At 41.1% G+C, this 23250-nt stretch carries 22 protein-coding genes and 1 pseudogene; 7 read left to right on the forward strand and 16 right to left on the reverse strand.

Going from position 1 to position 23250, the window contains the following annotated elements:
* Positions 1-5: 5 nt before the first annotated feature.
* The 4 genes from C9J47_RS19440 to C9J47_RS19455 all read left to right on the forward strand — a co-directional run bounded on the left by C9J47_RS19440 (position 6) and on the right by C9J47_RS19455 (position 5331).
* Complete coding sequence (locus C9J47_RS19440) at positions 6-1226, forward strand: EAL domain-containing response regulator (RefSeq protein ID WP_107254976.1); 1221 nt, start codon at positions 6-8, stop codon at positions 1224-1226.
* A 64-nt stretch (positions 1227-1290) separates the two neighbouring features.
* The gene (locus C9J47_RS19445; protein WP_146150854.1) at positions 1291-1521 is read left to right on the forward strand and encodes a hypothetical protein; all 231 of its coding nucleotides are present in this window, start codon (positions 1291-1293) and stop codon (positions 1519-1521) included.
* A complete protein-coding gene (locus C9J47_RS19450) occupies positions 1511-3559 on the forward strand; it encodes an ATP-binding protein (RefSeq protein ID WP_107254978.1) in 2049 nt (682 codons plus the stop codon). Before C9J47_RS19445 ends, C9J47_RS19450 begins: the two co-directional genes overlap by 11 nt.
* 59 nt (positions 3560-3618) lie before the next feature.
* Positions 3619-5331 carry a class I SAM-dependent methyltransferase gene (locus tag C9J47_RS19455; protein WP_107254979.1) on the forward strand — a complete coding sequence of 571 codons (1713 nt, stop codon included), beginning with the start codon at positions 3619-3621 and terminating at the stop codon, positions 5329-5331.
* A gap of 69 nt (positions 5332-5400) precedes the next feature.
* Here C9J47_RS19455 and dgt read toward each other — a convergent pair whose 3' ends face one another.
* Complete coding sequence (gene dgt / locus C9J47_RS19460; RefSeq protein ID WP_107254980.1) at positions 5401-6933, reverse strand: dGTPase; 1533 nt, start codon at positions 6931-6933, stop codon at positions 5401-5403.
* 108 nt (positions 6934-7041) lie between these two features.
* Positions 7042-8064, reverse strand: a pseudogene (locus C9J47_RS19465) (tyrosine-type recombinase/integrase).
* Between the two features lie 315 nt (positions 8065-8379).
* Between C9J47_RS19465 and C9J47_RS19470 the strand changes: the two are divergent.
* Entirely contained in the window at positions 8380-8571 is a 192-nt protein-coding gene (locus tag C9J47_RS19470; RefSeq protein ID WP_107254981.1) for a helix-turn-helix transcriptional regulator, read from the forward strand.
* Positions 8572-8597: 26 nt separating this feature from the next.
* On the opposite strand, the gene C9J47_RS19475 is transcribed toward C9J47_RS19470, so the two are convergent.
* Positions 8598-9485, reverse strand: a complete 888-nt coding sequence (locus C9J47_RS19475) for a hypothetical protein (RefSeq protein ID WP_107254982.1) — start codon at positions 9483-9485, stop codon at positions 8598-8600.
* A gap of 479 nt (positions 9486-9964) precedes the next feature.
* Between C9J47_RS19475 and C9J47_RS19480 the strand changes: the two genes are divergently transcribed.
* On the forward strand, positions 9965-10609 hold the full coding sequence (locus C9J47_RS19480) for an inovirus Gp2 family protein (RefSeq protein ID WP_107254983.1): 645 nt from the start codon (positions 9965-9967) through the stop codon (positions 10607-10609).
* Positions 10610-10729: 120 nt separating this feature from the next.
* Here C9J47_RS19480 and C9J47_RS19485 read toward each other — a convergent pair whose 3' ends face one another.
* The 6 genes from C9J47_RS19485 to radC form a co-directional block, all read right to left on the reverse strand.
* Positions 10730-11035 (reverse strand): hypothetical protein, encoded by a 306-nt coding sequence (locus C9J47_RS19485; protein ID WP_146150855.1) that lies wholly within the window; start codon positions 11033-11035, stop codon positions 10730-10732.
* Between the two features lie 37 nt (positions 11036-11072).
* The gene (locus C9J47_RS19490; protein WP_107254985.1) at positions 11073-11285 is read right to left on the reverse strand and encodes a hypothetical protein; all 213 of its coding nucleotides are present in this window, start codon (positions 11283-11285) and stop codon (positions 11073-11075) included.
* Positions 11282-12307: a helix-turn-helix transcriptional regulator gene (locus C9J47_RS19495; RefSeq protein WP_107254986.1), complete on the reverse strand. Its 1026-nt coding sequence runs from the start codon at positions 12305-12307 to the stop codon at positions 11282-11284. The genes C9J47_RS19490 and C9J47_RS19495 overlap by 4 nt, the downstream gene beginning before the upstream one ends.
* Positions 12308-12619: 312 nt before the next feature.
* The gene (locus C9J47_RS19500) at positions 12620-13066 is read right to left on the reverse strand and encodes a DUF2787 family protein (RefSeq protein ID WP_107254987.1); all 447 of its coding nucleotides are present in this window, start codon (positions 13064-13066) and stop codon (positions 12620-12622) included.
* A gap of 54 nt (positions 13067-13120) precedes the next feature.
* Positions 13121-13546, reverse strand: coding sequence for a DUF2787 family protein (locus C9J47_RS19505; protein ID WP_107254988.1), 426 nt, complete (start codon positions 13544-13546; stop codon positions 13121-13123).
* Entirely contained in the window at positions 13543-14013 is a 471-nt protein-coding gene (gene radC / locus C9J47_RS19510; protein ID WP_107254989.1) for a RadC family protein, read from the reverse strand. Before radC ends, C9J47_RS19505 begins: the two co-directional genes overlap by 4 nt.
* A 158-nt stretch (positions 14014-14171) precedes the next feature.
* Here radC and C9J47_RS19515 point away from each other — a divergent pair, with 158 nt between their 5' ends.
* Complete coding sequence (locus C9J47_RS19515; protein WP_107254990.1) at positions 14172-14360, forward strand: AlpA family transcriptional regulator; 189 nt, start codon at positions 14172-14174, stop codon at positions 14358-14360.
* Between the two features lie 500 nt (positions 14361-14860).
* Here the strand turns inward: C9J47_RS19515 and fucO are convergent, their stop codons facing one another.
* From fucO to C9J47_RS19555, 7 genes are all read right to left on the reverse strand, one after another.
* Positions 14861-16009, reverse strand: coding sequence for a lactaldehyde reductase (gene fucO, locus C9J47_RS19525; protein WP_107254992.1), 1149 nt, complete (start codon positions 16007-16009; stop codon positions 14861-14863).
* A gap of 57 nt (positions 16010-16066) precedes the next feature.
* Entirely contained in the window at positions 16067-16714 is a 648-nt protein-coding gene (gene fucA / locus C9J47_RS19530; RefSeq protein ID WP_107254993.1) for an L-fuculose-phosphate aldolase, read from the reverse strand.
* Between the two features lie 10 nt (positions 16715-16724).
* Positions 16725-17156, reverse strand: coding sequence for an L-fucose mutarotase (fucU, locus tag C9J47_RS19535; RefSeq protein WP_107254994.1), 432 nt, complete (start codon positions 17154-17156; stop codon positions 16725-16727).
* Entirely contained in the window at positions 17149-18600 is a 1452-nt protein-coding gene (gene fucK, locus C9J47_RS19540) for an L-fuculokinase (protein WP_107254995.1), read from the reverse strand. Before fucK ends, fucU begins: the two co-directional genes overlap by 8 nt.
* Before the next feature lie 74 nt (positions 18601-18674).
* A complete protein-coding gene (gene fucI, locus C9J47_RS19545) occupies positions 18675-20423 on the reverse strand; it encodes an L-fucose isomerase (RefSeq protein ID WP_107254996.1) in 1749 nt (582 codons plus the stop codon).
* 27 nt (positions 20424-20450) lie between these two features.
* On the reverse strand, positions 20451-21758 hold the full coding sequence (fucP, locus tag C9J47_RS19550; protein ID WP_107254997.1) for an L-fucose:H+ symporter permease: 1308 nt from the start codon (positions 21756-21758) through the stop codon (positions 20451-20453).
* An 80-nt stretch (positions 21759-21838) separates the two neighbouring features.
* Positions 21839-22591, reverse strand: a complete 753-nt coding sequence (locus C9J47_RS19555) for a DeoR/GlpR family DNA-binding transcription regulator (protein WP_211321773.1) — start codon at positions 22589-22591, stop codon at positions 21839-21841.
* Positions 22592-23250: the final 659 nt, after the last annotated feature.

Raw genomic sequence — 23250 nt, forward strand, 5'->3', positions numbered from 1 at the left:
CCACATTGAAAATATTGATTGTTGACGACCAAACTTTTATTAGGGAAGCAATTAAAAGTGAATTGGTAGGTGTGGATCCGTTACAAAGTTTTATCTTTTTTGAGGCCGATTGCGGTAATTCAGCCATCGAGTTACTAGAACAATCGACATTAAATACTGAACCTGAATTTGATCTTATCATCACCGATCTTAAAATGGAAAATGGTGATGGCCTTGCGATCATCAATTATATGGCAACGACAAAAAGTAAAAATATTCCTTTGGTTATCGTTAGCTCGTCTGATCAACGTACCTTAGATCTGATCGGTAATATTACGAACAGCTTTAACCTTAACCTTGTTGGCGTATTTCAAAAGCCGTTAAATGTTAATGAAGTACTCACTTTAGTGAATACTAAACAGTTTTTAGCCCAAGAGGTGCCGGAATCTAAAGCGGAGCAAGCCAATTGTAACAGCGCCAATATTGCTTCTTTGCTCAATGAAGATAATTTATTTCTCTGTTATCAACCTAAGGTCGATATCAAATCTAACAAACTCATCGGTTTTGAAGTGCTATCGCGGTTAACGGTTCAAGGCGATGGCTTTATCTATCCTGATAAGTTTATCCCTCTGATCGAGCAAGCTGGGCTTAATTGTCAATTTACTAAATTGGTACTTGATCAGGCTATTTCTCATTGGCAACTATTTCCGGCTTTAAAACAGTATGGCCTGTCTATTAATATCAGCGCTAGCGACCTTTTATCAGAAGAGCTCATTAATCACTTGATTGAAAAACATTTAGCAGCGAGTGATATTCAGCTGATGTTGGAGCTAACAGAGTCACAACACACCATCAATCAAGAGCGTTCTTTGCAGGCGATTGCTAAATTGATCATTAATGATATTCCGATTTCTCTTGATGATTTTGGTAAAAGCTACTCCACCTTCGATAGGCTTGACAGCATTCCGTTTGACGAAATCAAAATAGACAAAGACTTTGTTTCGGATCTTGACTCCAATCTTCAGCATCAAGCGATTGTTGAATCGACCATTGCTTTAGCGAAAAAGCTCAACGTTAAAGTGGTTGCTGAAGGGGTAGAAACGTTAGGTGTACTGAATCGATTACAGCTATTAGGTTGCCATACTGCGCAAGGATATTACTTTAGTCCGCCAATAGAAGGGCGTTATTTAATGACGTGGGTAAATGACTATAACCATCAAGGTGAGGTTAAAAATGCTAACCACTAGCCAATGTATTCATGCCAAATTAATCTCGTTTTTTAATCAATATAACGATGAGAGAAAACGTCACATGTATAAGGTATTAACAATAGAACTTGATATATTGTTAACCCAAACGATGGCGTTAGATAGTGCCCAACTTGATCTGGTTGTTGCTCAGCAGCACAAGCTCAAAGGGATTTGCCGTTATCTTAAAATTGAAAATGAAACGATTGAATTCGCAACAGAGAACAAGAGCGAATTGGTTGCTAGCACCCTTATTTTACAACAACTATTAAATGATATCGAAAGTGAGATGTAATCGTGCTGCTGGTATGGTGCTATTGATAGGGGCAGCTGTCACGACGCTGATTAATATCGCTTTCTGGAATTATTCCCTAAATGAGCTTAATAAACAGTATCAATATAAGTCTGATCTTGTATTGGACTCTTCAAGAGAGATGTTGATACAGCACCGTATTATGACCGATGCATTACGCGCATTCTTTAACGCTTCTGACGAAGTTACTGAAGTGGAGTTTGCGTTATTTGCCCAAAATTTATTAAAGATCAAATCGGCGGTGGCTTTCACGCTGAGTCCGGTTTTAACGCCAGTACTGATATCTGATCCCGTATTTAAATCTGCGATAGAAAAAGGCAAAGCGGAAACAGATAAGAACGGTAATATTACCTACCTAATCGATAACTTTTCATCAATAGTGATTAAAATTGATGAACCTAAGATGCCCTATATCGTTTATGCGATATCCCATCAAAAGATCCAACAGCGTATCGATCAGCATAGCGATGTATGTGCCCGCCTTACATTTGGTGGTATTACGCTATTTAACCGTGGTTGCGACAAAGAACAAGACTGGACTGCGATGTTTGGTTTTCATTCCGAGCAATTTGTTGATTTGCCTGAATATGGTACGAGCTTTAACTTGGCCGTTGATTATGTGCCGACGAAGAAGGAATTATTAGGTATAAGCTTGCTTATCTTAGCGATTTCACTGCTTGGCGTTGGCTTGTCGGTCTTATTTTTTATTCTTGTGCAACATCGGATCAATATAAATAAACAGCGCATTGAAACAAATTCAAAATTTGCCTTACTGTCTACCCTCAATCATGAGATTAGAACACCCATTAATGCCGTATTGGGTTATGCCAGCATGCTCAACAACATGGCTTGCGATGATGCGCAAAGGCAAAATACGGTAGAGAAAATTATTTGGTCGGCGAACCTGCTGAACAGTGTCGCGCAAAATACTCTTACTTATACCAAAGCATCTTCAGGTAGCTTGACGCTCTATTATGAGAAGGTCGATTTGATTGAGTATTTGTATCAAATTGATGATTATTACCGAGCATTCGGTAGCACCCATAAAAAACAGCTAATGCTAAACCTTAGGGATGCGACGCCGCCCCACATTCTGTTAGACACAACCAAGTTTTTTCAATTGACCACCAACCTTGTTAACAACGCCTTTAAATACAGTAGCGGCGATACTGTTATTTTAGATGTTAAAGTTAAGGCGATTAAAGACGTTGCTAGTCGGCGTAATGCCGCGCTGTGTTCGCAAGTGGATGGTTTTATTCGGGTGGCAGTAAGAGACTTTGGCAAGGGAATGTCTGCGGCATCTCAGCAAGCGTTAAGTAAGCCTTTTACCACCGACGATAGTTCGCCAACTGCGTTAAAATCTGGCGTTGGTATCGGCTTATATACATGCAAAACTGTGATCGAAAGTGTGGGTGGCGCAATCAAAATCCGCAGCCGAAAAGGAAAGGGCACCTTAGTGATATTTCATTTTCCCTACCGCGTTTGTTCGGAAACTGAAGAGCTCGTTCTTGTGTCGCAAGATAAAGAGGCACCCACGCAGCAACATGATAGGCCGTTACAAGTACATACTGCTCAGTTTATTGAGCAAGCACATAAACCACAAAGCACGGTAACTAAACGGCAAGGGCGCGTATTGCTGGTGGATGATAATCGCTTTAACTTAGAAGTATGTAAGGCGATGCTTGAAGACGAAGGCTTTGACGTTACCACCGCAGAAAACGAACGAGAGGTTTTCTCTGCAATGGCAACACTGAGTGACCATCGCGTTACGCATAATGACGAAGCCGTATACGATGAGCTAATCATCTTAATGGACTACATGCTAGCAGAAACCGATGGCTTCACGCTGATTGAATCGATGAAAGCTAAAGGCTACCGCCAACAGCATTATTTTATCTTATCAGCCCATACTGAAGATGAAATCCAGAAGGTTAAAACATTTTCGGATATAGCATTTCTACAAAAGCCGCTAGACATTACATTGCTTAAGCAAAAATTACCTATAGGTACAATGGTTTAAATAGAAATCACACGTCATCCCATTTATGATGAAATCAATTTAATTAATAAGTCTTCCTCATGTCAGCGACTACCTCTTTTTACGATCAAAATACGACAATGCTCTGTGAGCAATACAACTCTCTAGCATTTGAAACGGTACACCAAAGCTGGAAGGCATTCTGGCCGCATAAAGGCGACAGAGTTCTCGATGTTGGTGCTGGCAGTGGGCGTGATACGAAGTGGATGGCTGAACAAGGCTGTGAAATCATTGCACTTGAACCTTGTGACTCTTTTCGTAAGGTTGGTAGTGCGTATACAGGGGCTGCTGTCATGTGGTTAGACGACGCACTGCCCGCATTAAGCAAAACTGAAAATCTTGGAATGCGTTTTGACCTTATATTGGTTAGCGCAGTTTGGATGCATCTTGTCCCTAGTTACAGAGAACGCGCCTTTCGTAAACTCTCCAACTTGTTAGCCTCGAATGGCAGACTTGTCATCACTCTCCGCCACGGTGAATTTAAAGATTCGCGCCGAAATTATGGTGTGTCTGTCGAAGAATTAGAGCAGTTCGCTAAAAACAGCGCTTTGTTGGTTCGCCACATCAGTAGCAGCGATGACTCACTCAAGCGTGATGATGTGCATTGGCAAACGGTGATAATGAGCTTGCCTGATGACGGATCTGGCGACCTTAAACGAGTACGGCACATTATTGTGAACGACAACAAAGTCGCAACGTATAAATTGGCGTTACTCAGAACCTTATTACGTGTGGCCGATGCCCATGCTGGTGCTGTTATTGATCGTAGCGATGGCAAAGTTACGATTTCTGCCGGCTTGGTCGCCCTTTATTGGATACGCCAGTTTAAGCGCTTGATTGATATTAATATTGATGGTGTTGAAGGTATTCAGCAAAGTGCAAATAGCAGCAAAGGGCTGGGATTTGTTAAAGACGATGGTTGGAATCAACTAAAGCATTTAGTGGCAGATGATTTAACCATAGGTGCGATGTTTCTAGGGATAGAGGCAAAAGCACTACAAAAAACGTTTACTCATACTCTGGCGACGATTAAGAGCGGTCCAGTTACCTTCATTTATCAAGGTGACAAAAACAATCGATTATTTGAGATAATTCCTCCCACGGTAAAACGTAAATCTTTGGATTCGCTAGTTATCGATAGTGAGTTTTTAAGTAGCTTTGGCTGTTTTGTATTAGATGAAAGTTTGTGGGAGTGCTTCCGTCTATATAATTCATGGATCGAACCACTGGTTGTGAACCAATGGATACTGGAAATGCAGCGATTTGAGTTAAATCGTCAGCGTAAGATTACGCTGCAAACCTACCATGATTGCTTAGTGTGGATAGATAAAGACCACGATACGAGAGATATACGTAAGCGGGTGGAACAATTACGCCAGCAAAGTGTAGAGATACACAGTGTATGGAGTGGCCATAAGCTCAAAAGTGAATACCACGTTGATCATTGCCTCCCTTTTGCTTATTGGCCCAACAATGATAAATGGAACCTGCTGCCAACAACGGCTAGCGAGAACCTAAAAAAGAGCGACAAACTGCCCACAGCTTATCGCCTACAAGCCTCAAAAAAACGCATTCTGGATTGGTGGGGTCTAGCTTGGGGGCAAGATGAATCATTACAAACACGTTTCTTTTCAGAAGCTGCTTTAACCTTGCCAAATATCCCACCGAAATGCCAAGACTTTGAACTTGTATTTGAAGCAATGGGGTTACAGGTGCGGGGAGTCAAAAGCAGGTTGTTGGTAGGTGAGTGGTGAGGTCTGTACAAGGATAAAAAGGGAAGATGATTTTACCTTCACCTTTTTAGAGGGGGCCTTAGAACTATACTAATCTAGAACATTCAAAGCGCGATACTCATCATAAGCATATTGGTCAGTCATACCGCTGATATAATCTTGAATTAGTCGAACACGAAAGTAAAACTCCCAAACCTCATCGGAAAAATTGTAGGGTAGATATGGAATATCCAGTACTTTCCCTTTTTCCTCATCTAATGTTTTTATTGCGATTTCATAAGCCTTTAAGTGCTTGTTCGGCAGCTTCTTATAGAGTCTTCTCTCGTATAGTGGAGCGTCTTGAATGTTAGTAAAGGTCTTTTTATTTAGCAGCAGTAAAGGCTTATAGGTTTCTAGTAACCCTGTGATAATCCTATACCCTTGCAACTCACTTCTTTCTACTTCTGGGTCACAGAAGGCATAGTTCATCGCAACGTTTTTTAGTGTTTTAACAAGGGCATGATTGACACTTTGATCTTCAATTAGTGCTCTATTAAATGTGCCGTGAAATACCTTTTCGATATTTTTAATGAATTGTTTGCAAGCATGTTGTGGTAAGCGTTTATTTATTTCTACGCGTAGAGTTACAAAAAAATGGCTATTGGCACAGTAATCAGCCCTCAAAGCACTTTCGTAAGCAATGTTGACGATATTTTGCATTGTCCTTTTTTCGTCTAATCCATATTGTTTAGCGAGTAATTGGAATTCTTTATCAAGAGCACCTTTTAGTTGTTCAATAGTCAGTATGCCTTTTTCTACAGCATCCTCGATATCAGCAATACCGTAAGAAATATCATCAGCTGCTTCCATTATGTATGAAAATGGAGAACGGCAATGAGAATCCATAGATAATACGGTTTTTAGAGATTCAACGTAACGGTGCTCACTTAGGTAATAACCAACTTTTTTCATCAAATAGTTATAGTCTTTGAGTTGATCATTTTCTGGCAGATCTTTCGGAGATACTTGATCTCCACGGCGAGTATATTTAAATACTCCTGAAACTTGGGAATAGGTGAGATTGAGACCTAGAAGGGTGTGAACTAAGCGGATTGCCTGTGCATTACCTTCGAAATTAATAAGATCTTGGTGGATAGGTGCTGGTAAATCAACTCTTGGCTTGCCTTTTCCATCTGTCGTTAAAGATACTAAGTTTTTAGAAAACCAATCGTTTATTGCTTGCTCACCAAAGTGGCCAAAAGGTGGGTTTCCAACATCATGCATCAAACAAGACATTTCAACGATGGATTCTATTTGGCGATCTAATCCAGCCAGCTTGTATTGCTCAAGATCTTTTTCAGGTAGCTTATTGAAAATTAGTTGAGTGATATAACGGCCAACTTGTTGGACTTCTAAGGAGTGAGTTAATCGGCTTCGCACCGCAGCATTTCGCTCTAAGGGGAATACTTGAGTTTTTTGCTGAAGCCTTCGAATTGCAGCTGAATTGAGGATACGACCTCGATCACTTTCAAAGCTTCCTTGTTGAGCTATTTTGTTTGGTTCTTCAAGTGAACGAGATCTAGTAGCTTTTCCGTTGTGATAGACTCTTGTTCCACGTACTTTTTGGTTGAAATTAATAGTCATAACCTACTCTCATTCAATAGCAATGAAAGTAAGTTATATTGAATATGCCTATGTATCCATATTGATCTATCATTAGTGTGACAAGGTAAAGCATTCACTTAAATTTTATCAGTTACTTACAACTTCTAGTTGCTTAGTTCCCGTCACCGAGAGGCTGCCTCTTCTATATGCCCGCTCCACCAGCTCATCATTGGAATTCGTCGTTCTAGATAATCTGTACGGTTATAAGCACTTCGCGCTTGGTTATCATCAACGTGTGCCAATGCTGCTTCAATCAAATCAGCTTCAAAGCCTTGTTCGTTTAGTGTTGTACTTGCTAGCGAACGTAAACCATGACTAACCAACCTTCCCGCAAACCCCATTCGCTTTAATGCCATATTAGCTGTTTGGCTATTACATGGCTTCATTGGATCTCTATCTGATGGAAACACGTATTCTCGATGTCCACTGATAGGCTGCATGACTTCAAGTAGATCTAATGCTTGTTCTGTTAGAGGTATGCGATGCTCTCTACGCTTTTTCATTCTCTCAAGAGGAATAATCCATACTTTGGCTTCTAGGTCTATTTCATCCCAGCGAGCACCAGATGCTTCCGCTGGTCGTGTCATGGTATGTAATTGCCATTCAAGCAAGCAACGTGTTGTACGCTTGATAGAAGCGTTAGCAATGGCACTCATGAGCTCAGGGAGTTCATCAGGTTTTAGGGAAGCCATATTTTCTTTTTTCGGTTTCTTAAACGCATCTTTAATACCACTGAGTGGATTAGAAAATATCAATCCACAGTTAACGGCATAGATCATAACTTCGTTTAACCGTTGGGTGAGTCGCTTTACGGTTTCTAAGCTGCCTTTAGCTTCTATAGGGCGGAGAATAGCGATTACCATTGGTGCTGTTATTTGAGATATAGGGTAGTTAGCCAAGTTAGTCAGTGCGAGCTTCAAGTGTAAGTTGACGAGATTTGGCTAAGGTGAGTTCAGGAAAAGCCCCTAAGCCCATGTTAACGCGCTTTTTAGTTTGAGGATGGCGGTAGTTGAAATTCCATAGGCGAGAACCATTGCTACGAATACGTAGTTGTAGGTCGTCCCCGTCAGAAAGAACGTAATCTATCTCCAATGTGTATGGAATACCAATAGGATTGGAGTTTAGTAAACGTTAATGGATGCTGCAGATACAAAAAAGCCCGATAACTCATTGAGTTATCGGGCTTTCCAAACGTTTGGTGGGCTGGCGTAAGTTGAATTTGTCATTCAAGCTGCTGTTTATTAGTGACTATTGTTGGTTTGATTTTTATTTGGAATACCTTTTGGAATACCATGATGAAAAGTCATTGAAGATTTTTAGGTAAGCGTCTTTATTTTTTGTGATATTTTACATCGCTCAACAATGGTTCAAAAAATTCTCAAACATATATCACCTCTTTGAAATCACAAATTAAGAGGTCACCTAATGTTAAACACACCGAAAAAGCTAATCACACTCAAAGAAGTCATAGCGTTAACTGGTTTGTCTCGCTCCACGATTTACAAGTACATCAGTACACGAGAATTCCCACAACAGATCCCTATTGGTGAACGCTCTGTGCGATGGGAAGATGGAGAGATCCAATCCTGGATTCAAAGAAAGATAGAGTTGCGTTAAGAGTGCTAAGGGGGGAATTAGTCCCCCTATATATCGTTATATATATTATTTACTTGCTGGTGTTTCGTATTGATCAGCTCTTCAATGATCTCATTTTTATGTTTACTAGAACGCTTGGATAAATAGTCTAATTGATCTTTTGTGGCCTGTGATAAATTGAAGCTACAAGGTTTTTTTCCATCGAGCTTATCTCGGTGTTTTTTTTGATTCCAAGCTTTTTTTATTTTAATAAGAAATAATTCTTTTGTGTCATTAGTTGTTTGCCATGAGTCAATACAAGATATAAAGTACTCATAGTACCTTTCAGTGCTTGTCGGGCGTAATCCTGGTGTTGTTTTATATAAATATTCATTTTTTCGGTAATTGTCAATGTAATCTAATGCCCATATGTGTTGTTCTAAATTGTTAATATCAAGCCATGTGAACTTCTCAAAGTTTGATACCTCACCCCATTTTATTTTTAATTTGTCAATTAGTTCTCTTTTGTAATTTGTTGGTATTAATATGAAGTCTAAGAATTTTAATATTAACTCATGCATTTCTGTAATGCTTTGTGGCTTCTGTAATAATCCATATGTCTGATAAATATCATCATTTATTATTGTTCTTATACCTTGGTCATTATTTGCCTTGTGATTTAGAATCTCTAATTTACTGATGTATGGAAGTTGGAAGTCTAAGTATATAGTTAAATTTTGATAGGTGCGATTAGAGTCTATAATCATCCATAGCCAGTTTATTAGTCTCTTTTCTTTTTCATCTATCCAGCTGATTTCTGTATTTTTTAATAAATGTGTATCTGCGGTTTTTATTGTATTTTCAATAAAATCTGTCCGATTTAAATTTCCATTTGATATTTCTAACCCATTATTTATCTCCTTACAAATTCCTTCTAAAGAATTGGGTTGGTTCATTAATGAGCTTCCTCGATAGCGAGCCCACATAATCCAGTAGAATTGAGCCGTTCTTTTATCCTTAGTTTGTATCGTTCTTTTACCTGAACTATGCATCGATTTTTACTCACTTATCATTAACTACTGCGTAGTAATTTACGTAGTTTTCAACATAAATTTTGTGAAGAGTTTCACAAGTATTATTCATAAGTTTTTTCGTAATAAAAGTTGAGATTTGAGCCCGTAAAATAAGGATTCAGCGTTTTTTACTAGGATTGGATAGCTGTTCTATCTCCAGAGTGAATGATGATAGACATTATCAGTGATGTTGAGGTGGAAGTGACGGTGTCTCCGAGGATTTTATTCGAGTGCTATGTCGGTATGTTAATACTACTACTCTCTTCCTGTTAGAAGGTGGTTAGGTAGGGATCTCTATCTAGTAGCAATTATAAATTTACAGGTATCGACTCTCTTATGTAATTAACAGAAGGAGAGATTAAATGACATACCAACCTCAACATCAATTTCAAAATAGAGACCTGTTACCTCATTACACGTTTGTCCCTGCCTACCTTGAAATAATTAATATTGTATTGAATAAAGCATTAGCGGAATATCCTAGAACGCTGGTGGTTAGATTTGATTTACATATGCCAGCGATACCTAGTTGTATCGATTTGCCAATACCTGATGAACCTAATGTTATTTCAAGATTTATGGATTCGTTAAAAGCACAGATAAAGGCAGATCTGATAAGGAAGAAACGTGAAAATATAAGAGTACATAATTGCAGGGTACGTTTTGTATGGGTGAAAGAAAGGAATGAGGCACAGCAACCTCACTACCATGTGGCTATTTTCTTAAACAAAGATACATACCACACGCTGGGGGACTATTTGTCATTCGGTAATAATTTGAGTTCGAAGATACAGAATGCTTGGGCAAGTGCATTAAAGGTTGAGTTCAAAGATATAATTGGACTGGTTCATTTCCCTCAAAATACGCCTTTGTATTACTTAGATGTCAATGCTGTCAATTATAAAATCCAATATCACAGTGTGTTTAAGCGTTTAAGCTACTTAGCAAAAATAGAAACTAAGCAGTATGGCAGTGGTGGGAAAAATATTGGGTGTAGTTTTATATAATTAATGGGATATTTATTAAGTCAGCTAAAAAAGGTCTTTTTTTATAGTGATATATGTTTAAAAAAAGAATGGTGAGATATCGTGATATTAATGAGGTAGGCATATGCCTACCTCATTATATTATTGGATGCTGCACTCTATGCTCAGCTGATCGCAAAGCGTTTGGTAGTGTTCATCTAATGCTACTTTAACAAGCTTGGTACGTTCGTTGAGAGGAATATGATTGCTGACACGGTTTGCTGTTTGCTCGACCTTTCCTAACTCACTGCTATACCAATGATTGACGATAGATTGTATCTCTACTTTCGTCAGTGTCTTGTTGATAATAGCCGTATCAAAACTATCTAACTTATCCATTGCTGCAATTGAGTACGTTGCATAGAGCAGCAGGATAGAGAGTGGATACTTAACAACATGCTCCTTCATGGTTTGTCCTAATTGTCCTGAATAGGTAGATAGCGGATTATTTATCGCAGTTAACATCTTTAGGCTTGGCAATTGCCTTGATGTCTTTACCTTCAGCCTGTGCTTTCTTAATTGCGGCACGATAAGTGACACAAACACCTACGGATGTATTTACCGCGCCAGAGTCAGCAGGAACGTTACCGCCTAATGTACCACCAGCCGATGCAGTAAAAGAGATGATGATTGCAGATAGCGTGAGTAGCTTTTTCATATTGATTCCTTAATGTGGTTTGAATTGATTTCAGAGGAATACTCAGCCAGTTCGAATGACGTTTCTGGCTGCGTATGGGTAGAACCTTTTTGAACGTTGAATACATCTTTCCCGAAACTGTTTAACCAGCGAGTCAGACGTGATGAATCCGTGAGGGTGGCGCTGACCTGTAAGTAGTCACCTTTAATCTCGATGTGTTGATCGATGGATAAAGGTGTTTCATAGAGGTACTGACCTGCCTGGTACGTAATGCAAAACTGAAGTCGCACACGACCAGTGTTATGTTGAGTGCCTGATGTTTCGGTATCACATAACGCCAAATTGAAATCGGCAGGGTATGTGAAAGTGAATGTAGACAGTGTTGCCTTACTGATGCGATGAAGCGCGAGTGATTGCTCGTTATGTCCTCCTTTCAAACGGCAGATGAGAAATAAGCGAGTACCTTGTTGTACTAATCCCAAAGGCATGACGTCATGAGACGCTTGCTCACTGTGTGAATTGAGGTAGTGAAGCGTTAACCAACGGTTGTTGAATAACGCAATACTGACATTCTCAAAGACACGCTGATTGATAAGCGGTGGTAAGAGTGGTTGTGTTTCACTGACAAGCTTTACCTTGCGTAGCCATTGCCTTTCTTTCACGTTTGAATGACTTGGGTACAACTGTTGCTTAGCGTCCAGAAACGTACTTTGAATTGCTTTGGTTAATGAAGCGGGTAATAGGTTGAGCAAGTAGGATTCAGCCAGATTAATTAAAATGGCTTCTTGTGGTCCAATTTTCAGAATGTTGTTAGAGCGGCGTGAGTAACCGTAGGGTTTATCACGATCATCTTTATCAACATCGAAAAACTCAATGAGCAGTTCAAGGTTGCGCTGAATGGTTCTGATATCGCGTTTAATTCCTGAATCACTCAACAGTGTTTGTAGTGTTTTTGCCGTTACCTTGTGGCTTTTTGGAATTCGCTTATAGAGCTCAAGTACCAGTACGATCTTATCTGCTGTTGAGGTCTTGATGGTTTCCATATCTCTATTCCGACACATAGAAGACATTCCTATCCCATAGGCAGTAATGCCGTTAGGGAGAGCGTAGGAATGTCATGGTTGTGATGGCACTGACGCCGCTATTGGATGAGTGATGAGAAGCTGATAGCTGACAAGGTCGTATGTCCAAGTCTAAAGGCATTCAGATCTTTCACTGATCGTTGTGGCGCTATCTTATGGATAGGTGCGGCATTACTTGCCGCATGGATTGTTGGGCTTGGTAGGATGGGATACAGAGTGTTTTATCGTGGCATGTGGGGGAGGGCGAGAGTGCTTATAGTTACCTGTTGGTGTTTAGGCTTGATTGACCTTGATGACATCATAGGCAGCCATTTCAATGTAACTTCGGAAGTTGTTTTCCCATAGGGTGTAAAAATCAGATAAGCCTTTTGATTTCAAGCTTTGCCATCCGCTCCCCGTCATGAACACCATGTCATTCTCTATATCAAAATCTACATCCCGTTCAAGTTCAGGGTAGTAACTACCGAAGAAAGCGAACTCCGTGATGTACATTATTTTCCATTCCCCAGATGCTTGTTGTTTGATTGCGATTTCAATGGGATGGGATCCACCTTGTTCAGCGTTATAACTACTGTCTTTAAAGTGCAAGGTATAGAAGTCTGCTGAATGGTCTTTGGGTTTGGATTGCTGCGTGAAGTGTTCACATAACGTGGTATTCAGTAAGGTATACAATTTCGGGGTTACAGGGAGTGGAACGGAAACGAATGAAAATTCAGACATAGTGAAGCCTCCTGCGGCGACAAGATAAAGGAATGATTGTGTGATGGTTGAAGACTATTGGATCAACGTGATGCTGATATCATCGAAGCGTCGAGATGTTAGTTGCTGACAAAACGCACTTATCCATGTGGTAAAGAGAGCTTTGACTTGGGGATGATTGAGGTTACAGCGTCCACCAGCATCGGGTTGGTAGAACCAATTATTGATGAGGTGAAAATACAGTTCTACTTCCACTGAGGAATGTTGCTCGCTTGGGTAAGAGAAGCTGGCGATGAAAATAACTCGCCACTTTTCATTTTCCTTTTTGAGTTGTATTTCAACCGGATGAGCCCCTTGTTGATCGCGGTAGTAATTTAACGCCCGACAATTGATCACTAGCTTAGAGGTATCAATCGGTATGGAATGATTACGAAGCAGCTTTTCCAAGTTGCGGTGGAAGGCGTTGGATAACGTAATCTCACCATATTCTTGTTCGATCATAGGTAGCCCCTTTCTGCAAAAGACACACAAGTCTCCCCAACGACAAAGTGATCCAGTACTCGTACATCAATTAGCGCTAAGGCATCTTTTAGCTTTTGAGTAATGCGTTTATCGGCATCCGAGGGTTCTGATATGCCTGATGGGTGATTGTGAGCGAAGATCACCGCAGCAGCATTATGATCGAGCGTTAGCTTTATGACTTCTCTTGGATAAACAGAGGCAGCATCAATGGTGCCAAAGAAGAGCTCCTTATATTCAATAAGCCGATTCTGATTATCCAGTAATAATACCGCGAAAACTTCTCGCTCATATCCTCCCATTTTGAACTGAAGGTAGTCTTTCGTGGCTTGTGGGTTAGTAAATACATCACCGCGTAGATAACGACTAGCAACGATCTCTGCGGCTTTATCGAGTACCTGGTCTGCGGTCATAGGGTCGACTATCGCGTATTCAACGTTACTGTGCATAAGGCATGTTCCTTTGGTTTATTTGCGTATGTGCACAGTGGTGATATGTGTTTGAAAGTTTGTTGATTCTAGATTTTAAGGGGGAAGGGCTGGTGGAAGAGATTTAAAAATTACACATCTCGTCAATTGGATGAATGAAAACATAGAAGGAATTCATCATGAGACTCATCCGATTGAAAGAAGTAATGAACATCACAGGTTTAGGCCGTTCAAGTATTTATAAGTTTATGGACGAAGAACGATTTCCTAAGAGTGTGTCGTTGGGGGATAGGGCGGTTGCGTGGGTCGAGAGTGAAGTGGAAATGTGGATTGAAGAGCGGATAGCAGAGCGGGGGGAAGTTTGTTGATTAAGGAATGCGAATATGCCTAATATTAGTTTGTGGAATAATGATTATCATAAACGTGAAGTTACTTGCCACTACAACTAACTTATTAATAGTGGCAAGTTTTAAGAGGGTCGAAATTAACCAAACCTTAGTATATTTAGAGCTCTATCAGATTTTTTGTTCCAGATGGGATACTTATTTGGATAGTACCAACAATTGAACTCTTTGATAGCAGACTCCCCTAAACCGTATAGGTTGAATGGTTCTTTTGGGAAGTCTGTAATTCTCTGTGTGATCGGTTTTGATTCATCGGCCAAGTGCCTTAGTGATGTTGTGACTTTTTTAGGTGTATTCTTTGCAAGAAAGGCATTCCCTTTCAAACATATTTGACACAGAAGTAGACACGTTAAGTCACTCCAAATAAACATTTAGGGTTTCCGGCCTAACTCTTTTTGCCTTTCATTCTGCTCATGTAGTATGAATAAATGAAAAATTAATACATGTAAGAGGATTTCTAATGCTTACATAGCTCGTTTGAATAATTCAGTAATATCTTTAGGGCTAGGTTGCCTCGGGTTACCGCCTAAACATGGATCAGACATGGCTTTATCAATCCAGCCACCAATGTCATCCTCTACAATCCCCAACTCAGCAAGTCCACCTGGTATACCAACTAACTCAGATAGATCCCTGATTTTCTTAACCGAAAGGTTAGCAGCTTCAACATCATTAAGTTTGCTTGTATTAGCCCCCATAGCCTCTGCAATGGCTCTAAAACGTTCAGGGCTTACAGCCGCATTAAATTCACACACGATCGGTAACAATATAGCATTACACACACCGTGCGGCAGATTATGGGTGGCCCCTGGTTGATGCGCCATCGCATGAACCAAACCAAGACCAGCACTGTTAAATGACATTCCCGCCAAAAACTGAGCGCACGCTAGCTTGTCCCGCGCTTCAATATCAGCGCCATCTTTGACCGCTACCGGCAACCATTTAGCAATCAGCTTAATCGCTTCAAGTGCAGTAGGCTCCGTTAAGGTATGAGCCCCTGGCGTGACATAAGATTCAATGGCATGAGTAAGAGAGTCCATTCCTGTTGATGCCGTAATATTAGCTGGTAAACCAATCATTAAACCCGGGTCATTAACCGCAATATCAGGAATTTGCTTCGCATCAATAATGACCATTTTTACTTTATTTTCTTCGTCAGTGATCACCGAGTTAGACGTCATTTCAGCGGCAGTACCCGCAGTGGTATTAATGGCAATAAAATACCCACCCGCGTTAACTACTTTCCCAATACCATTATAATCACAAATATCACCAGGGTTGGCGGACATGATCCTAATTGCTTTTGCACAATCCACAGGACTTCCCCCTCCAACCGCAATAAAACAATCACAGTTATTATCCAAGTAAGCTTGATAACCCGTACGAACCAAATTGGCTGTTGGGTTAGGCGTTACTTGATTGAATACATAATACTCAATACTTTTACTCTCTAGTGCCGCAAACAGAGAATCCAACACACCAAGCTCCAGTAAATTGTTATCCGTCACAATCAACGGTCTTTTAATTGACTGCTGGGCAAGCTCTTCTATTGAATCTGCTACCGCGCCTTGCCCCATAATACTGAGCTTTGGCAGGTTTAATGAAAATGCCATGAAATATCCCTTTTAATAAAGCCCACATTACGCTGTCGTAATGTGGGCACAATACGATTATTTTTCTACACGTAATCCGTAAGATTGGAATTTACCCAATACGACATCCATTTCAGCATCATCCAGTACCGCCACATTCGGAGTTACCGCCAGCGTCTTGAGATACAGCTCAGCCAACACTTCAACTTCATGAGCTAACCATAACGCCTTATCTAAGTTCACTTCTGCTGCGATGAGGCCATGATGCTGCAGTAAGATCGCCTTACTGGCTTTAATGCCTTTCTCAACATAATCCGCTAGCATTGAACTACCAAATGTTGCGTAAGGTACACACGGGATCACTTTCGCGCCCGATGCCGCAACCATATAATGGATTGCAGGAATTGGCTTATTCAAAATAGACACAGCCGCACAATTAATCGCATGGTTATGAACCACGGCATTCACATCTTCACGCACTTGATAACACGTCAAGTGAAACAGCCACTCTGATGAGGGCAATTTACCGTCTTCAAATGTGCCATCACTAGATACATACACGATATGGTCTGGTGTTAATTTTTCATAAGGAATACCACTGGGTGTAATAAGCATGCCACCATCAAAGCGAACGCTGACATTGCCTGCCGTACCTTGATTTAGACCTAGTTGAGTCATTTCAATACAAGTGTCGATGATTTGTTGAGAGATTTCGTTACGTGTCATGATTAACTCCTTAGCAGGTTGTTACACCTTTCTTTAAAATAATGTTTCCGTATTTTGCTGTCTCGCCGGTGAGCACAACTGCGTAGCAAGCTTTAACTCGCTCATAAAATGCAAAGCGCTCAACGCGTTCAATCTCTGGGCATGTCTCTATAACGCGACACATCGCTGATCTATATTTCTCTTCCACACAAGGGTCTAACTTGTCACCCTCAACCGCCGACATCATGACCAACGGTTTGTCGACATACTGATCCAACTCCAGCAAACCAAGCGTACCTTCTAATAAGGTGTCTACCGATACACCGTCTGCTCGAATAACGTTCTTACTGAATGTGTGTGCCGGAAAGTGAGCATCAGCAAACAAGATCTCGTCGCCATGGCCCATCTCACATAAAACCGCCAATAACGTTGGTGACAATGCAGGGTGAATACCTTTAAGCATGGGAATACTCCTTTATCTCTTCCTTAGCGTTAAAATGAGCAGGGTAGATCGTATTAAAGCGTGGCTTCATCGCCTGTTGTGCTTCATAAGGGCTCTCGAATTCTCCCACTCCCGCAAACGCATACATCGCAGCACCAATCACCGTGGACTCAGGCTGATCAACGATCTGAATAGGTCGATTCAAAATATCTGCACGAATTTGATTCCATAAGCGATTGCGAGAACCACCGCCAACAACCATTAAGCTGTCTTCTTTTAGCTGACAGCTGTGTGTCAACTTGTCTACGCTTTCGCATAACTGCACAGCCAAGCCTTCTAACGCCGCACGGTAAATCTCGCCACGAGTTGTTGTGATTGATAACCCCGTTAACTCACCCCCACCTTTATCCAAATCATTGATTAAAAAGTGAGGGTCAAAACGAACGCCGTTACAGCCTGGAGGCACCGATTCCGCCTCTGAAATCATTAATTCATACTTATCTGTGCAATCACTCACGTCCGCATAAAAACGATTCGCCACCCATTCCATAACCGCACTTGATAGCCATTGAATTGCGGGATTGAATAAACCTTCTTTCGAATCAAATTCAACCGTCAACCCTTGCGATAATTCTTTTGCACTTAAGTGCGGTTTTTGTGAACGTGCCATGAGGATTTCCCATGTGCCCGAACTTAAAAACGCTTGTGATTCCTCAGCACCCGATCCAAACAACGCAAATTGTGTGTCATGACCAGCCGAAATCACTGGAGTCCCCACAGGTAACCCCGTCACCAATGCGGCGGCTTCATCTACCACACCAATCACATCACCCGCATTTACCATCGGAGCGAAATGATCAGGGGTTAACCCTAGGTACTCAAAAGCACTCTTGTTCCATCCACCATCAACCAGATCAGTCAACATAGACGTACCTGCCATGGTCCTATCAGTACTAACAACACCAGTTAGCTGTTTGGTGATCATTGACGAGATAAAAATAAACTTATCCATGCGAGCATAAATATCTTGCTCGTTGTCTTGTAACCACTTCAACTTGTACAACGTGTTAAAGCTGTAATTGCCAATACCATTTTGTTGATATAGCGCTTCACGCTTAAACTCTTGATTAACTTGACTCATTACCGGAACTGTTCGTGGACATTTCCACGAAATAATGGGGTAAATCTGATGGCCAGCAGCATCAAAAGGGGCGCCATCAACACCAAACGTTGTCACCGAGATAGCGCTTACCGTCTGCCCATCGAGCTTGCTCATAACCTGCTTGCAGCATAGGCTTAATTTTTGCCAAATTTGTTCAAAATCCCAAGTATGAAAATCAGCTTGTTCCACGCCTTGTACTGTCTCATTACGGGTATAGTGAGAAGCAACAATGTCGCCTTTTTTGTTAATAGCGATAGCGCGCAAGTTCGTCGCACCACAATCTAAAATAATCGCCAAAGACATAATATTCCTTATTCATGGGCACTCGTGATTGAGCACCCATGTAACAATGAAAGTGATGTAGATAAACCTAATACCTACTTGTATAACGCACCGAAGTTGGCACAAGCTCGATAATCTTGACCTTCAACATCTTGACCAAATGCAGACCACGTATGAGGACGGAACACTTCTTTAGCATCGACATTATGCATAGATACAGGGATACGCAGCATGGACGCTAATGTCAGTAGATCAGCTCCAATATGACCGTGTGAAATGACACAGTGATTAGCGCCCCAATTAGCCATAACCGAATACACATCTTTAAATGCACCTTCCCCCGTTAGCTTTGGTACAAACCATGTTGTAGGCCATGTTGGGTTAGTACGGTCATTCAACGTAGCATGCACATCTTCCGGCAAATCAATGGAGAAACCTTCTGCGATCTGCAGTACTGGTCCTACTCCCTTAATCAAGTTAATACGGTGCATAGTGAATGGCATTGAGCCGTGAGTCAGGAAGTTAGACGAGAAACCACCGCCTCGGAAGTATTCAATAATCGCTGGTGGCCAAATGGTCTTATCCAGACAGTTAACTGCATCTTCTGTTGTCATGTCCCAATGGGGCTTAATCACTGGGTTACCATTCTCATCTCGAGCTTCACCCGAACCATCAAGTGCCGCAGAGCCAGAATTAACCAGATGAATAAAACCCGATTCAGGTTTGAAATTACTAACGCGTTCGACAGACTCTTGTGACCAATAAGTACGTACATCACAGAAGACTTGTGCTTTACCCGTTAACATCTTGCCGAACAGCATGTTTATACCGTTTAAACTGTCATTTTCGGTCGCAATCGCCATTGGTTCGCGAATGCCATTCCAATCAAAAGACGAATTCAAGATAGCTTCACTAAAGTCGCCGTTTGGAAGATGATCAGTCCAGTGACGCTGACCTTGGAAGCCACCAACAATTGCGTTATGGCCTAATGACTCTTCACCAAAGCCAAGTGCCGCAAGCTTTGGGTTACCTTTCATTAAATCGCGCATGATCATTGTCATCTTAACAACCGTCGCCCAATCTTCTTCTTTGCGTTCAGTAGAGAGAGGCTCGCCGTTTAAATCATTTCCTTCGACGCAATTCTCTTTCGTCCATGCCAACGCTAATTCAAATTCTTCTTTGTCATATACCTCACGATCTAGGCGGCGTTTAATTTCTGTCATATCGACATATTCATTACGCATCCCTAAATATTCTTGGAAGAATGAAGGATCAATAACTGAACCCGCGATGCCCATAGAAACAGAACCCATCGATAGGTAAGATTTTCCGCGTATCGAAGCAACTGTCAAACCAGCCCGACAGAAACGTAACAACTTAGCTTGTACATCAGCAGGAATAGTAGTGTCGTCAGCGTCTTGTACTTCTTCACCATAGACAGAGAAAGCTGGAAGACCTAGTTGCGAGTGACCCGCCATAGCCGCCGCTAAATACACCGCTCCTGGTCGTTCAGTACCATTGAAGCCCCAAATAGCTTTTGGCATATGCGGATCCATGTCGATCGTCTCAGTACCGTAGCACCAACAAGGCGTCACTGTGATTGTCAGACCAACCCCTTCACGTCTGAACTTCTCACCGCATGCCGCTGCTTCAGCCACACCACCGATGGTTGAATCAGCCACAACACACTCGACAGCTTCACCGCTAGGGTGACGAATATTCTGCTCAATGAACTTGACCAAATTATTTGCCATGTTCATGGTTTGCGCTTCTAGCGACTCACGAACACCCATTTGACGACCATCAATAGTAGGGCGGATACCGACTTTAACTAAGTTGTTCATAATAATTACTCTTGAAAAGGAATGAGATTAATCTGCTTTGTAGCCTTTAAGACCGAAGTAAATAAGGTAAAGAAAGCCAATCAAAGGAATAACAAATGACGCTTGGATGCCAATCGAGTCTGAAATCTGACCCATAATTGCAGTCAGCAATGCACCACCAAGAATGGCCATGATTAAACAGCTACCACCAAATTTTGAATCGCCACCCAGACCGTGCAGTGAAAGGCCAAAAATTGTCGGAAACATAAGAGACATACATGCAGAGATACCCACTAACGCATAAGCACCAGTAATACCGCCAACACCCATCACGACACACACTAATATCGAAGCAACCAACGCTAATACAGCCAGTAGACGCTCAGGGGCGACGTATTTCATTAAGCCCACGCAGATAAAGCGGAAAGCACTAAAGGTCACAATTGAAATCAGTAGGTACGTTGATGCATCAGCTTCTGTGCCACCTACCTGAGTCATGACATAGCGAATAGTCCAAGACCAACAACCAATTTGAGCGCCAATATAGAAAAACTGACCGATAACACCACGTACAAAGTGTTTCTTTTGAAGCAATCGACCAAACGTTGCACGCATCGACTGATCTTCACCAGTTTCAATCACCGCATCTTTTGTCGCGGGCATCTTAGTAAAGGCAATGGCTAACCACACAAGAACAATCACCGCAGCGACAAACAAGTAAGGTGTCATCACTGCATGTAATTCGCCTGTTTGAATCACCCCTAACTCAGTAGAAGTCATAGCTGCGCGTTCTACGTCTGTCGCAGGATTTAATTGCGATAAAATGTAAAACTTACCAATCAATACACCCGTAATAGAACCAACAGGATTAAAAGCTTGTGCGATATTCAGTCGTCTTGTTGCGGTTTCTTGTGGGCCCATTGCAATGATGTAGGGGTTCGCACTAGTCTCAAGAATTGATAAGCCACCAGCCAATACAAATAACGCCATCAGGAACGGCATGTATTCCATTGCTTGGGCAGCGGGATAAAAGAGTAATGCACCAGATGCGAACATACCCAAGCCCAACAGGACACCCGCTTTATAGCTGTAACGCTGAATGAACAATGCAGCTGGTAAAGCCAGCACAAAATAAGCCCCGTAAAACGCAGTCTGAACAAGACCCGACTGCATATCTGTTAGCGTGAATACTTTTCTAAACTGCGCAATAAGCACATCAGTCATGTTGTTAGCTAAACCCCATAGTGCAAAACATGAAGTTAGTAATATAAATGGTATTAAAATGGCTTTTGGTATTACCTCTGCCGTACTTTTTTTATTTGCTCCCGAACCGGAGGCGAGTAGAGTATCAGTCATGGTTACATTTCCTTTAGGTGTAACGCGTCCCATCCATTATTTTAAGGACGCGTTTAGAGTTGTTATGAATATATTTATTATTAAGGAAGGATATTCATCTTTCCTTTTATTCTCATTTCATCCTCATCAGATAATATTGCGTTTGATAAAATCATATCAATATCATCTATTTCGCACACTTTCAGTAAACTGCGTTTTTTATACTTACTTTTATCGGCAATTAGTATCGTCTTTTCAGATACTTCAATTAATATCCTTTTAACATCATAGTTATACTCATTGGAATCCCATACACCACTATCAACATCAAAACCGGCACATGAAATCACACAAAAATCTAAAGCCATCCCAGCAAGAGTGTTATTCGTTATCATTCCGTAAAAGGCCTTATACTTTTCAGAATAACAACCACCCAAACTAATCACGCTAATATTCTTCTTACCAGACAAGGCGCTTATATTATTAATAGAGTTGGTGACAATTGTGCAGCGCATATCTGGCATGTCCTGAGCAAAATGCCAGCTTGACGAACTCGCATCCAAACCAATCACTGCGCCTTCAAAAACATTTGATATCGCCTGGTCTACAAGTTTTCTCTTGTCTTCGACATTACTGCCTGCACGATTTACAAATGAAGTACCAACATCCTGATATTCTTTACTGACAGCACCGCCGTGAACACGAACAAGATCACCTTTCTCATCGAGTGCTTTCAAGTCTCGACGCACTGTTTCAACGGAGACACCCAACTCAATAGATAAGTCGACTACGGTAGCTTGACCTGCCTGAGTGATTATTTTCACTATCTGGTTTGTCCGAGTAAAAGATTTCACGCCACACCTTGTCATCGTTATTATTGCTGCTTGGGAAGAATCATAGAGAACGCCCCAAACAAAACAATGACGCCTATCACGCCACGACCGAAATAACCCGCTAATGTCCGAAATTATGCTGACCGTTGCAAAAATACGGGAAGTTTATGCCCGTATTTATTGAGTATTCACCCGCTTTGTTCCTTTCATTCATTCCCGACACAGTAAAAAAAACATAAAAAGGTGTAATGGCAATTAGTAGGAACATATAAACAAGTTACACTAAGGAACTATAAACGACCGTTATTCCGAGTAGGAACATAAAAACTATTACTACAATTTCATTCAAGCACTTAAAAATATTTTTCAGGGCGGGATTCCGATTAGATAATTTCACATAGCTAGTAATAGAAATATTAGAAACTGTGCAAAATAATAAACATAGAGCATTCCTTATCTATCAATGCTCCATGTTTTTCATATAGAAAAGAAAAAGAGCTAAAGAAGAAGTTGAAACGACCCTATTCCATTGGGCTCTTTTGAAGGTTATATATGAAAATTAAGCCAATATTAAGAATCACTTATCCCTCGACTAAAATGGCTCTGTTGTATCACTAAAGCTATGTGTGTTTTTGATACGGTTATGAGATTCGATAGCTATTGGGCATCCGAGCTAAGTA

This window comes from Photobacterium indicum, from assembly GCF_003026215.1.
Lineage (GTDB): Bacteria > Pseudomonadota > Gammaproteobacteria > Enterobacterales > Vibrionaceae > Photobacterium > Photobacterium indicum.

Excerpts from the sequence above, each read along its gene's own strand:
- C9J47_RS19445 (WP_146150854.1), top strand. The coding sequence starts at position 1,291 with ATGTATAAGGTATTAACAATAGAACTTGATATATTGTTAACCCAAACG.
- C9J47_RS19455 (WP_107254979.1), top strand. The coding sequence starts at position 3,619 with ATGTCAGCGACTACCTCTTTTTACGATCAAAATACGACAATGCTCTGT.
- dgt (WP_107254980.1), bottom strand. The coding sequence starts at position 6,933 with ATGACTATTAATTTCAACCAAAAAGTACGTGGAACAAGAGTCTATCAC.
- C9J47_RS19470 (WP_107254981.1), top strand. The coding sequence starts at position 8,380 with ATGTTAAACACACCGAAAAAGCTAATCACACTCAAAGAAGTCATAGCG.
- C9J47_RS19475 (WP_107254982.1), bottom strand. The coding sequence starts at position 9,485 with ATGAACCAACCCAATTCTTTAGAAGGAATTTGTAAGGAGATAAATAAT.
- C9J47_RS19480 (WP_107254983.1), top strand. The coding sequence starts at position 9,965 with ATGACATACCAACCTCAACATCAATTTCAAAATAGAGACCTGTTACCT.
- C9J47_RS19485 (WP_146150855.1), bottom strand. The coding sequence starts at position 11,035 with ATGAAGGAGCATGTTGTTAAGTATCCACTCTCTATCCTGCTGCTCTAT.
- C9J47_RS19490 (WP_107254985.1), bottom strand. The coding sequence starts at position 11,285 with ATGAAAAAGCTACTCACGCTATCTGCAATCATCATCTCTTTTACTGCA.
- C9J47_RS19495 (WP_107254986.1), bottom strand. The coding sequence starts at position 12,307 with ATGGAAACCATCAAGACCTCAACAGCAGATAAGATCGTACTGGTACTT.
- C9J47_RS19500 (WP_107254987.1), bottom strand. The coding sequence starts at position 13,066 with ATGTCTGAATTTTCATTCGTTTCCGTTCCACTCCCTGTAACCCCGAAA.
- C9J47_RS19505 (WP_107254988.1), bottom strand. The coding sequence starts at position 13,546 with ATGATCGAACAAGAATATGGTGAGATTACGTTATCCAACGCCTTCCAC.
- radC (WP_107254989.1), bottom strand. The coding sequence starts at position 14,013 with ATGCACAGTAACGTTGAATACGCGATAGTCGACCCTATGACCGCAGAC.
- C9J47_RS19515 (WP_107254990.1), top strand. The coding sequence starts at position 14,172 with ATGAGACTCATCCGATTGAAAGAAGTAATGAACATCACAGGTTTAGGC.
- fucO (WP_107254992.1), bottom strand. The coding sequence starts at position 16,009 with ATGGCATTTTCATTAAACCTGCCAAAGCTCAGTATTATGGGGCAAGGC.
- fucA (WP_107254993.1), bottom strand. The coding sequence starts at position 16,714 with ATGACACGTAACGAAATCTCTCAACAAATCATCGACACTTGTATTGAA.
- fucU (WP_107254994.1), bottom strand. The coding sequence starts at position 17,156 with ATGCTTAAAGGTATTCACCCTGCATTGTCACCAACGTTATTGGCGGTT.
- fucK (WP_107254995.1), bottom strand. The coding sequence starts at position 18,600 with ATGTCTTTGGCGATTATTTTAGATTGTGGTGCGACGAACTTGCGCGCT.
- fucI (WP_107254996.1), bottom strand. The coding sequence starts at position 20,423 with ATGAACAACTTAGTTAAAGTCGGTATCCGCCCTACTATTGATGGTCGT.
- fucP (WP_107254997.1), bottom strand. The coding sequence starts at position 21,758 with ATGACTGATACTCTACTCGCCTCCGGTTCGGGAGCAAATAAAAAAAGT.